This window comes from Massilimicrobiota sp. An134, assembly GCF_002160815.1.
Classification (GTDB): Bacteria; Bacillota_I; Bacilli_A; order Erysipelotrichales; family Coprobacillaceae; genus Allocoprobacillus; species Allocoprobacillus merdigallinarum.
In genome coordinates, this window is record NZ_NFLH01000049.1 from 1 (window position 1) to 11,938 (window position 11,938).

Sequence of the window (11,938 nt, forward strand, 5' to 3'; positions counted from 1 at the left end):
ATCAAGCTGCTGAAACACAGTTCAAACGGATACCTCAACTGGCATCGTTTCAAGACAAGAATCATGTACAGTCTCAATAAAGACTCAACATATCACCTGTATCCAATCAAAAACAAGGGAGATTTTACAGAATGATGACAAGAAGAAAGATTTATACACTGATTGTGGATGATCATGATATAAGCATTGTCAATAGACAGCGAGTGCTGGAAGATATACTGTACAAACTCAATATGGTATATGAATATGCAGATGAACTGGATGACTTGACTCAGGAAATCAATCTGAAGTTAGATAAACTGATAGAAAAAGCAGAAAAAAAGAACCATGACTCATCATCAGATCATGATTCTCCTATACAGTTTTAAAATTGTGGGAAGAACAACCTTCCCACAATTTCTTATAATCCAAAACCCCACAACCCCGTGTTATTTTAGATTACCGTTATAAAATGAAAATCACTATAAGCAATGCTGGGATAGTTTGAATATGGAGATAATCTAGAAACTTTTCTTCAGTCTTATATATGTTATTTGAATTTGTTCATATATAAATTATTTTATCTGATGAGAACAAATTTATTCCTTTGTATTTAGAATATTTTATTAGTCATTATGATGATAAAAATAGGACTACGTACAATTTATTTGAATTGGGATTCATTTGATTGTTTGAGAAGTTGTTTATATAGTAAAGCCGCTATTTTTGAAATAGATTTGGTAATCTGTCTGATATACTTTTTGAAATTCTTTTAAATTATTTTGGATTTTAAATATGCTTTTACTGTTATCTAAGTATTCTTTAGCTTTATCATATTTTTTTAACATACATAGACAACAAGCAGAATTATAATATAGATAAGGTAAAATTATGAATTTATTTTTGTTTCTGCAAAATTGTATTGCTTCTTCGCTATAGATTAAAGAGTTGATATAATCTTTATTATAGAAAAATATCGTACTTAAGTTGTATATAATTTTTGGATATATATAGTCAAAAGTTTCTTCATCAATAAAATTATTCTTATTCTCTTTTAAATACAGCAGTATTTCCTGCCATTTTGAATCATTTAAAAAAAACAACATATAGAATAGTCAATTAAAATCTCTACTTGTTCTTTGGTTAAATGAAATTGGTTATATTTTTGTATTGAATATCCTGATAGTTCAAATGCCTGTTCTAATAAGCGTTTTGCTGTTTCAAAGTTATGATTGTTTTGACCTTCAATAATAGCAAGAATATGAGTGGATAATTGTTTATATTTATCTAATTCTTTTATTTTTTTATTGAAAATGATTGATTGATATAATTTTGACAATTCATTGTAATTTCTTTTTTGTCTTATGATTTCAAATTGATCATAGTAGGCATCCAATTCTAACAAAGTTTTTTCTTTACTTAATTGTATGATTTTATCAAAACTGATCTCTAGTTTTATACAGCATAATACAAGTATATCTATTTTTATATTTTCTTTGCCATTACACATTCTATTGAAATGAGAATAGTCATAAATTCCTTCAATCAACTGAGCTTGAGATATTCCTTTATGATAGGCTATGTCTAATATGATTTGTAAGGCTTTCTTCTTATCAAAAAATTCATACATATTTTTTGTCCTCTTTTTGTATTATAGATTTCATGAGGCATTGTATTTATAATGGAAACTTATTTAGTGTTAAATCTCTTATAAAGACTAGAAAAGGTAAGGAGTAATATCCCTTACCTTTCTGCATTGATACAATGCTTCTCGATTTACAAGCAGATTATAGCATGTAACCTGCTTAATTTCAAGTATATCTACATTTTACCTATTTATACATTTTTAATTTTCATCACTATTTATTTCTTGGTTTCATCTGTGGGAAGAGGATAACTTCTTGTATACTTTCTTGACCAGTTAATAACATCACTAATCTATCAATACCCATACCCATTCCACCTGTTGGTGGTAATCCATATTCCAATGCTTCTACATAATCTAAATCCATTTCAACTCTCATAGATTTTTAACACATATTTTTATATGTTATTTCATAAGTATACACTCTTTATTTTTGCTATTATGCTTATAATATTAATATATTGAACTAATTTTGTATTCCAAAATGTATGCCAAATAAAAAAATATCACAATTTTTTTCTTTTTTAAAATTTAAAGTGCACCATTTATCATATATTCACATTCTATGTCATATGCTGATTTAAAGTCAAACGTTTTTCTATTCATTGAGTTGATTTTGAAACTTATATCATCTAAATATTGTTGTTCAATATTGTACATCGATTTTCCTTTTGGTATGAATCTTCTTACAAGTGCATTTGCTCTTTCATTTGTTCCTCTTTGAAATGAACAATATGGATTACATTTATACAGTTTTACATTCATTCTTTTCGCTGCGATTCCTAATGCATTAAATTCATTTCCATTATCAACTGTTATTGATTTTACTTCTATTTTATTTTCTTCAATATATTTTCTTATCAACTTATCTATGTAGTATTCATTTCTTCCTTCTGCTTTGATAAGCCACATCACCCTTGTACATCTATCTACTATTGATATGATACTGGCATACTCATTTTTCTTACCAATGATTGAATCTATCTCTAGATGCCCTGGCTCATCCCGTTTTTCTATGTATTTTGGCCTTAATCTTATTGGTAATACCGTTTTATGATCTATGTTCCATTTAAGGTGATTCATCATTCCGCTTTTTCTTTTTCTCTTTTTCTTTCTTCTTTTATAGCAGGTATGTTCTACTTGTATTTCTATCTTTCCATCATTGATTCAGTTATAAACCTGTTGAACACTTACTGATGGTTTTGTTGGATGGTATTTCCTAAATTTGTAGACACATGCCTCAATTGAGTTGACTCTCCAATCATAATGTTTAATAAGATAATCGATAAAATCTTTATATTTGACATGAATATTAACAATTGATCTTTGTTTATGAACATTATTAAGATACCTGGAAACAGTGGAATGAGAGATATTGAGACGCCTACCGATTTCTCTCATTGAGCAATCAAGCTGGTATAAAATATCAATTTGTGCTTTCATTTTTTCATCTAAATGTTTATAATTCATATAGGAGCTCCTTTTCGTCGGGTGAGCTCCTTTATTGTATCAAAAAAGCACACCTGAGTGGTGCACTTTATGGCTCTATAATTTAACTGGAGGATTTAAATAAATCTTTCAGTTTTATTTTTATATAAAAATAGACATAACTATAACCCTACTGTAAAATTTATGTGCTACCAAAAATCATAAGGAGGTTATATATTATGTCCGAAATTAATTATATCAATGATATTCTTGAAATTCTACAAATTAATGATTTTTCTCATAACTTTGTTCCTTTTCCTTTCCCTGGAACGAACAGTTGCATTTTAAAAAAAGCCAATGATGATGGAATTATGACTATGTATATTAATCTTAAATCTACTATCATTAATCTCGTTTGTCCTCACTGTGGTTCCTACAATCATCACATATCCAAAGGCACAAGATCTATCAATCTTAAACATTTCTCCTTTGGTTCTCTCCCTGTTGTTCTTGTCGTATCTTATCATAGATATATATGCAATGATTGTTCTTCTTATTTTGCTGAAGATATCCCTTTTCAATTCGATAATAGAAAGGCAACTATTCCTAATGTTCAGTCCGCTCTTTTTGAAATGAATGAAAATCATTCTATGGCTTCCATCTCCAGAATGCATGGTCTTGGTAAAAATACCATGTATCGCATCTTCAATGAAAACATCTATATCCCTGATAGATTCTATCATCTTTCCTCTGTTATCTCCATTGATGAATTTAAGGCTACCAGTGATAAAGGAACCTATGCTTTTAATATCGTTGATCCTATCACTGGTAAGACTCTTGATATTATCGAAGACAGAAAAGCTTCTTTTCTAAAGAACTATTTTCTCAGGTTTCCCTTTACTGAAAGAAAAAAGGTTAAGTTTATCATTATGGATCTTTCTGGTGCTTTTCAGTGCATCATGCATTCTCTTTTCCCTCATGCTCAGATCATATGTGACAGATTTCATTATGTCAGACTTGTTGGTCAGAATTTTATCCAGTCAAGACTTGATGTCTGTTCTTTTCTTCACTATCAACCATTAGCCAAATCAATCAAAAGACAACTTCGATTATTTTATAAATACAGAAAAGATCTGGACAATGAAAAAACATGGTATGATTTTCATTTGAAGAGATATTTTACCTGTGCTTCCTATATTGATTATCTTTATGATCTTAGTGAAAGAAGAAACAATAAAGACTGTGATGATAGTACGATGTTCGATTCTCTTGTTATTTTAGAAATGCTTGATAACTATGAAATATATCAAAATCTATTGAAATTTATTCATGAAAAACATAATGACTATAAAAAAGAATTAAACAGATGGCTTGATTATATCTTTGATACTCACAATAGTTATTATCAGATAACTGCTAAAAACTTTAGAAAGAAATGGTTTATTCCACTTCTATGTTCACTATCTTATACAACTAAATATAAAAGAAGAGACAGATTCTATAGAACGAGCTTCAATAATGGATTCATTGAAGGAATGAACAATAAAATCAAACTTATCAAAAGAAATGCACATGGGTTCAGATATTTCTACAATTTAAGAAAACGCATATTTTTACATCTTGGTTATAGTTACACTTTCATTTACAAAGACAGAAAAAAAGGAATCCCTATCTTTCAATAGTTATTCCTTTATCCTCCACTCTTGACATGTAGCCTAGATTTTAGATACCTTTTTTCAACTCTAAATAAAGTGGGGAGTTGATACTCCCCGCTAAATTATAGAGTCTTATTTTGACAAACCCCGCCAAAATTTAGAGACCCGATATTTAGAAACCATTATATTAGATCGTAATCTTGAAAATAGTTCAAAACAGATTAAAATGTTAGAATTATCGATTCAGTATGGTGAAGAAGCAAAAGTTGATTATAATCTTATTGATCGTTTAGCAGGTCTATATACAGATGTTGTTGATACTAAATTACTTACTATAGAGGAATATGCAAAAAGTACTAGTGAAAGTATAAATGTATTGAAAAATAAACTAGACGTAGCGAAACTTTTAGTAGAGTTTTTAGAATATATCAATGCACCAAGGCAATTCTATATTGCAAGAGATATAAAAATAGGATCTCCAATTGAAGAATTAGGTAAGTTAATAAAAAAATGTAAGAATGAAACTGAGATTAATGATTTAAAGATTTGTGCATTTAATAATATCTTAATGCAGCCTAATGGAGATCTAACAAGATTTATTCGCAACATCAAGGACATTATTAGCACTACTCATAAAAGCGACTTTTTAAAAGATCAAAAGGAAATTGCACTAAAGAACAGAAAAAAATAATAGAATATAACGAGATTAACAACGAGTTAATAAAACAACATATAACTCATAATCAGGATATTTCTCAACAATTAAAAGAATCTATGGATACTTATTTAAAAAAGGTAAAAAGAGAAGAAATAAAAAAACTACCTGTGTCACAAATTCAAAAGGGTATTTCTTTATTGGAGTCTATTGATCAGCAAATATTAAGTAAGATGAGTAATGAAGATCTTAACATAATTAATAATGATTTATTAAAGATGGAAAATATCATAAATCAAATAAAAAATAAAATTGATAATAATACAGTATCTTCAACAATAGATAATAAGCCAAAAAAGTTAAATATAAAAAAAGAAAACTATGAGATTATTTCCTTTAATGATTTATTTGATGACTAATACTTTGTTAAACAGTTTCATAGTTTGTAATAGAGGCTCCATTATTGACATGGAGACTAACCTTCTGTGGTTTTGTTGTATGTATTACATTAAATGACATAGTTCTTGATATTCATTTATATTTTCGAAAGTATCATCATCAGTGATAATAGCTGTTAATTGATTACAATCATAAAAATTAAAGAAAGCGGCAGTGTTGAACTTTGTTGTATCACATAAAATATATTTCTCAATAGAATTATCAAGAATAGTCTTATGTAAAAGTCCTTCTTCTTCGTTAGAAGCATATAACTTGTTGTTAGAAACAGCATTTGTTCCAACAAACGCTTTTGTAAAATTAATGTTCTTAATTCCTTCAAAAGTCATTGTTCCTAAAAAAGAATGAATAAATGAATTATATTTACCTCCAATTAAGATAGTCTCAGTATTTGGTAAATTATTAAATAAGAAAAAGATATATAAGCAATTAGTAATAACTTTAACATTTTTTGCAGTTAAATATTGAGCAATAAATTCATTAGTAGATCCAGCACTAACAAAAATAACTTCATTGTCTTTAATTAGTTCTGCAGCTTTTTTACCTATCATTTCCTTTTTTTCTCTATTTAATTTTCTTCTTTCTTCATGTTCTAATGATAATAATGTTGACTGATTAAGAGATGGAACTGATGGAATCTTTTGAGCACCACCTAGTACTCTAATTAATAAACCTTCCTCTTCTAATTGAGTAAGATCTCTTCTTATAGTCATTTCTGTAACTCCAAGTTCTTTTTGTAAGTCAGAAACTTTAATAAGTGAATTTTTTTCAAGTTGAGATAGTATATAATCTCTTCTTTCTTTTTTCAATTTGGTTATCTCCTTTATATAAAATTACTTAGGGTATTTTATAGTTAATAAATCTCCCATTAAACCAACTTTGAATCCTTGTTCTATTTTTGCTGTTTGAGAAGAATGACAAACATACCATTTGTTCTTTTTGCAAAGAACAGAATTTTTTTCAAAATCAATATCAGTATTAGTCCCTTCAATTAAAATAACCACTAAAGAAAATCCATCTTTGTTAGCTTCTATAGGGGTATAGTGTAAAGTTGTAGAATAAATTTCTAAAACTTCTCCTTTTTCAACATAAAATACATCCATTTGTGAAACATCTATTGCATTATCTATCATATCATATTTATTTCCTAAAACCAATAAACAATCTGTAACAGCAATATTTACTTCACTTCCTTGATGAAATTCAGTACCAGTTAAAGATTGATTTTTCCCTTTTACAACACCAGCCTGAATAGGTAAGTATCCAAAAATCTCTTTTTGAATTTGTGGAATACATTCAAAATCATGTAAATCTTCTCTATCGGTAACATAAGATGCTTTTGTTGCATTTTTAATATTATCTTTTTCTTCTTGGGTAGATAAATGATCAATGATTGAAGTAGCATCTAGGTTTAATACTCTTCCATATTTTTTGAAATTTTCATCCTTTGTTGTAAAAAATTTAATATTTGAATTTGTTTTCTTTAATTGTTCTAACATAGTTACGTCCTCCAAGGATAGTTTATAACATTGGAGAAAGAAAATCAATACAAAATGTTCAAAACAAACATTTTACATTGAGATTTCAAACATTTTTGTTGTAAATCATAATAAAAAAGTTATTCTAATCAATATATCATTTAGATTTTAGGAAGTAATTGATAAGTTGAATAAAAGATAAAATATATAAAATGTGCTATATAAACAGCTAAAATTGATAAAAATTAAGTAAAAACACACACAAAAGTTCAAAACGAACAATAAATTGTTAAAAATGAACAAAAATGTATTGAAAAATGTTCTGAAAAGGTGTATCTTCTTGGTGAGGAGGAAGATAAAATGAACTATAACCCATTAAAAGAATTAATTAATCGAAAAAACAAAGGTGAAGTAGTAGGTATTTATTCAGCATGTAGTGCTAATGAATATGTATTACAAGCTGTTATTGAAAAAGCTGCAAAAACCAACAGCGTTGCTTTAATTGAAGCAACTGCAAACCAATGTGATCAAAATGGAGGTTACACTGGTATGACTCCAAAGGATTTTAGAAGTTATTGCTTAGATTTAGCAAAAAAAGCTGGATTAAGTGAAAATCGTTTATTCTTAGGAGGAGATCACTTAGGTCCATTAACATGGACACATTTAAATGAAGCTGAAGCTATGGAAAATGCAAAAGTTCTAATTCAGCATTATGTTTTAGCAGGATTTACAAAAATCCATATCGATACTTCAATGAGAGTGGCAGATGATGATCCAAATGCTCCTTTAAGTGACGAAGTTATCGCAAGACGTGGAGCATGCTTAGCAAAAGTTGCTAATGAAGCTTACAAAGAATTATTAAAGACTGAGCCTGAAGCTATTAAACCAGTTTATATCGTTGGTAGTGAAGTACCTATTCCTGGAGGGCAACAATCACAAACTGAAGATACAGGTATGCAGGTAACTAAAGTAGAAGACTTTAAAGCAACAGTAGAAGCTTTCAAAAAAGCTTTTGCAGAAGAAAATATCTCAGATATTTGGGAAGATGTTATTGCAGTTGTTGTTCAACCAGGTGTTGAAGAAAAAGATGCAGGATGTACAGAATATGATAGAAGTAAAGCTGCTGACTTAATTGCTGCTATTAAAGAATATCCAACTTTAATTTTTGAAGGTCATTCAACTGATTATCAAACAAAATATAAATTAAGAGAATTAGTTGAAGATGGTGTTGGTATCTTAAAAGTAGGTCCGGGTTTAACATTCTCTATGCGTGAAGGTTTATTTGCATTAGCAAGAATTGAAGAAGAAGCTTTCCATGATACAGATGTAGAAACATCTCATATTATTGATGTTTTAGAAGAAGAAATGTTAAAAGATCCTAGCAAATGGTTAAAGTATTATACAGGTAATGACAATGAAAGATATATTAAACGTAAATATTCATTCTCAGATAGATGTAGATATTATATGCCATCACAACCAATGCAAACAGCTAAGAAAGTTTTAATGGATAATTTAAATTCTTTACCAGAAATCCCATTAAATTTAATTAGTCAATTTATGCCAATTCAATATACAAAAATCAGAGAAGGATTATTAGAAAACAAGGCAGAAGAATTATTAAAAGATCGTATTACTAATACAATTGATGAATATTTATTTGCTACACATCAAGAAAAACTTGTTCAAGAATAAATATACAAGAAGAATAAAATAAGGAGATCGAGTATGAAAATTATTATTGGTTCAGATAAAAAAGGATTACAATTAAAAGATACAATTGTTTCATATTTAAAAGAATTAAACTTTGAAGTTATTGATGTTTCAGAAGGTGGAGATAAAGATTTCTATGATGCATCAATCAAAGTTACACAAATGGTTTTAGAAGATGTTAAAAATAATAAAGGAATTATTATTGATGAATTTGGTGCTGGTCCATTTATGGTGGCAGATAAATTTAAATATATTATCTGTGCTGAATTAAATGATGAACACTCAGCAAAAATGACAAGAGATCATAATAACGCTAATGTCATTACAATGGGTAGTGGTGTTATTGGTGAAGACGTAGCTAAAAGAATTGCTCATAGATTTGCAGTTGCCCAATATTCTGGTGGACGTCATCAAATTAGAGTAGATATGTTAAATAAAATGTGCTAGGAGGAAAACAAAATGAAAGTAGCTATTGGATGCGATCATATCGTTACTGATATAAAAAACCATATTAAAGAATATTTAGAAAACAGAGGTTTCGAAGTAGTAGATTGTGGTACATATGACTTTGAAAGAACTCATTATCCTATTTATGGAAAAAGAGTAGCAGAAAAAGTTGTTACAAAAGAAGTTGATTTAGGAGTTGTATTATGTGGTACTGGTGTAGGTATTACAAATGCAGTTCAAAAAGTTAAAGGTGCTCGTTGTGCATTAGTTGGTGATGTGGCAGCAGCAGTTTATGCAAAAGAAGAATTAAATTGTAATATTATTGGTGTTGGTGGAAGAGTTTCTGGTATTGGTATGATCGAAGATATTATGGATGCTTATTTTGCAGCAGAATATAAACCAACTGATGAAAATAAAGAATTAATTAATAAGATTGATAATTTAATTGATAGAACTGATTATATTGGTGATGATCATTTCTTTGATGAATTCTTAGAAAAATGGGATCGTGGAGAATATCACGATTAATATAAAATACCTATTTATAATTTTTAAATCTTAAGAAAGAGGGAAAGATTATGACTTTAGTAACAACAAAAAAATTATTATTAGATGCTCAAAAAAATAAATATGCTATTGGAGCATTTAATGTAGAAAATATGGAAATGGTACAAGCAGTTGTTATGGCTGCAGAAGAATTACAATCACCAGTTATATTACAGACTACACCATCGACTGTTAAGTATGCAGATTTAGATTATTTTTATGCAAATGTTAAAACTGCTGCAGATAAAGCTAAAGTATCAGTTGCTTTACATTTAGATCATGGAAATAGTTTTGAATTAGCTATGCGTGCTCTTAGAGTTGGTTATACATCTATTATGATTGATGGTTCTCATGAATCATTTGAAGATAATATTAAACTAACACAATCTGTTGTAGAAGCATGTCACCCTTCTGGTGTATGTGTAGAAGCAGAATTAGGTAAAGTTGGTGGTAAAGAAGATGATTTAGATGGTGGGGATAATAACCCTTATACAGATCCTATGCAAGCTGTAGAATTCGTAGAAAGAACAGGTGTGGATTCATTAGCAGTTGCTATTGGAACAGCACACGGTGTATATAAAGGAATACCTAAATTAGATTTAGAAAGATTAGCTCAAATAAAAGAAGTTGTATCTATTCCTCTTGTTTTACATGGTACATCAGGTGTTCCTGATGATGTAGTACAACAATGTATACAAAAAGGAATATGTAAAGTAAATTATGCAACTGACCTAAGAATTGCTTTTTCTAAAGGAGTTAAAGAATTCTTGAATAAAAACCCTGAAGCAATAGATCCTAAGAAGTATAATGCCCAAGGAAGAGAAGAAGTTAAAAAATATGTAATGAACAAAATTAAAGTTTGTGGCAGTCATGGAAAGGATAAATCTACTTTATTATGAAATATAAATTAGAGAATGAATATCTTTCTTTGACATTTGATACCTTAGGAGCAACTATTACTTCTATTAAAGATACTTTAGGAAATGAATATTTATGGCAAGGTGACGAAACTTATTGGAAAGGACAAGCGCCAGTACTATTTCCAATTTGTGGAAGCATAAGAAATAATCAGGCAAAGACAATTGATGGGGACATAGTCAAAATGCCTAGACATGGTCTTGTTAGACATTTAGAATTCGAATGTGAACATCAGGAAGATAACTATATTTTATTTTCTCTATATACAAATCATGATTTATATGAATCATATCCCTTTAAATTTAAATTAATGATACAATATATTCTTAAAGGAAAAGAAATTGTTGTTAAATATTTAATTGAAAACTATGGAGATAAAAGAATGCCATTCTTCATTGGTGCTCATCCAGCATTAAATTGTCCGTTATTTGAAAACGAAACATATGAAGATTATTATTTAGAATTTGAAAAAGAAGAAACTTTAACTATACCTACTCCAATAAAACAATCAGGTTTGATTGATTTTGATAAAAGATTTGAATTTATGCAAAACCAACGATTCATCTCCCTATCTTATCAATTGTTCTTTGTAGATTCACTTATCTTAGATCAAATACAATCAAGAAACGTAAAGTTAAAATCAAAAAAATCAAATTACCAGGTTGAGGTTTCTTTTGAAGATTTTAAGTATCTAGTTCTTTGGACATCAGCAAATCATGGACCTTTCATAGCAATAGAACCATGGAATGGATTATCAACAGGATTAGATGAAAGTGACATATTTGATGAAAAACGTAATATTCAATATGTTGAACCAAATCATACAAATGTTTATTCATATTCTATAAATATAATAAGTGCAAAGTAATAAACGGAATCTGTTAACGAAATGTTAACAGATTTTTGTATACAATAAAACCCACAGATAGTCTGTGGGTCAGTAAAAAGCTTTAGCGTAGTGATAATGTTAAAAACCTCCTGTATAATAGTATTGCGGCCTGGAAACTGCAAAACTAAA

13 protein-coding genes and 2 pseudogenes are annotated in these 11,938 nt (G+C 28.6%); 9 read left to right on the top strand and 6 right to left on the bottom strand.

All coding sequences use genetic code 11. The features are described from left to right. The first annotated feature begins 131 nt into the window (after positions 1–131). On the top strand, positions 132–368 hold the full coding sequence (locus B5E79_RS12545) for a hypothetical protein (RefSeq protein WP_087298266.1): 237 nt from the start codon (positions 132–134) through the stop codon (positions 366–368). Positions 369–683: 315 nt separating this feature from the next. Here the strand turns inward: B5E79_RS12545 and B5E79_RS14080 are convergent, their stop codons facing one another. The 4 genes and pseudogenes from B5E79_RS14080 to B5E79_RS12565 form a co-directional block, all read right to left on the bottom strand. Beyond that, the gene (locus B5E79_RS14080; RefSeq protein ID WP_087298267.1) at positions 684–1,085 is read right to left on the bottom strand and encodes a hypothetical protein; all 402 of its coding nucleotides are present in this window, start codon (positions 1,083–1,085) and stop codon (positions 684–686) included. Continuing rightward, entirely contained in the window at positions 1,070–1,609 is a 540-nt protein-coding gene (locus B5E79_RS12555; protein WP_087298268.1) for a hypothetical protein, read from the bottom strand. Before B5E79_RS12555 ends, B5E79_RS14080 begins: the two co-directional genes overlap by 16 nt. A gap of 229 nt (positions 1,610–1,838) precedes the next feature. Next, positions 1,839–1,994, bottom strand: a pseudogene (locus B5E79_RS12560) (amino acid--tRNA ligase-related protein); the annotation flags it as partial. A 161-nt stretch (positions 1,995–2,155) separates the two neighbouring features. Next, positions 2,156–3,094, bottom strand: a pseudogene (locus B5E79_RS12565) (IS30 family transposase). A 197-nt stretch (positions 3,095–3,291) separates the two neighbouring features. Between B5E79_RS12565 and B5E79_RS12570 the strand changes: the two are divergent. From B5E79_RS12570 to B5E79_RS12580, 3 genes are all read left to right on the top strand, one after another. Next, complete coding sequence (locus B5E79_RS12570) at positions 3,292–4,734, top strand: ISL3 family transposase (protein ID WP_087298269.1); 1,443 nt, start codon at positions 3,292–3,294, stop codon at positions 4,732–4,734. 199 nt (positions 4,735–4,933) lie between these two features. Next, positions 4,934–5,398: a hypothetical protein gene (locus tag B5E79_RS12575; RefSeq protein ID WP_087298270.1), complete on the top strand. Its 465-nt coding sequence runs from the start codon at positions 4,934–4,936 to the stop codon at positions 5,396–5,398. A gap of 83 nt (positions 5,399–5,481) precedes the next feature. Next, positions 5,482–5,781, top strand: a complete 300-nt coding sequence (locus B5E79_RS12580; RefSeq protein WP_087298271.1) for a hypothetical protein — start codon at positions 5,482–5,484, stop codon at positions 5,779–5,781. 84 nt (positions 5,782–5,865) lie between these two features. Here B5E79_RS12580 and B5E79_RS12585 read toward each other — a convergent pair whose 3' ends face one another. Beyond that, on the bottom strand, positions 5,866–6,627 hold the full coding sequence (locus tag B5E79_RS12585; RefSeq protein ID WP_087298272.1) for a DeoR/GlpR family DNA-binding transcription regulator: 762 nt from the start codon (positions 6,625–6,627) through the stop codon (positions 5,866–5,868). A gap of 24 nt (positions 6,628–6,651) precedes the next feature. Beyond that, positions 6,652–7,317 carry a DUF4867 family protein gene (locus B5E79_RS12590; protein WP_087298273.1) on the bottom strand — a complete coding sequence of 222 codons (666 nt, stop codon included), beginning with the start codon at positions 7,315–7,317 and terminating at the stop codon, positions 6,652–6,654. Positions 7,318–7,656: 339 nt separating this feature from the next. On the opposite strand from B5E79_RS12590, the gene B5E79_RS12595 reads away from it, so the two are divergent. The 5 genes from B5E79_RS12595 to B5E79_RS12615 are packed head-to-tail and all read left to right on the top strand — an operon-like array spanning position 7,657 to position 11,788. Next, on the top strand, positions 7,657–8,991 hold the full coding sequence (locus B5E79_RS12595) for a class II D-tagatose-bisphosphate aldolase, non-catalytic subunit (RefSeq protein ID WP_087298274.1): 1,335 nt from the start codon (positions 7,657–7,659) through the stop codon (positions 8,989–8,991). Between the two features lie 33 nt (positions 8,992–9,024). Next, positions 9,025–9,456 (top strand): galactose-6-phosphate isomerase subunit LacA, encoded by a 432-nt coding sequence (gene lacA, locus B5E79_RS12600; protein WP_087298275.1) that lies wholly within the window; start codon positions 9,025–9,027, stop codon positions 9,454–9,456. Positions 9,457–9,468: 12 nt separating this feature from the next. Further along, on the top strand, positions 9,469–9,984 hold the full coding sequence (lacB, locus tag B5E79_RS12605; protein WP_087298276.1) for a galactose-6-phosphate isomerase subunit LacB: 516 nt from the start codon (positions 9,469–9,471) through the stop codon (positions 9,982–9,984). A gap of 50 nt (positions 9,985–10,034) precedes the next feature. After that, entirely contained in the window at positions 10,035–10,901 is an 867-nt protein-coding gene (fba, locus tag B5E79_RS12610) for a class II fructose-1,6-bisphosphate aldolase (RefSeq protein ID WP_087298277.1), read from the top strand. Beyond that, positions 10,898–11,788, top strand: a complete 891-nt coding sequence (locus B5E79_RS12615) for an aldose 1-epimerase family protein (protein ID WP_087298278.1) — start codon at positions 10,898–10,900, stop codon at positions 11,786–11,788. Before fba ends, B5E79_RS12615 begins: the two co-directional genes overlap by 4 nt. Positions 11,789–11,938: the final 150 nt, after the last annotated feature.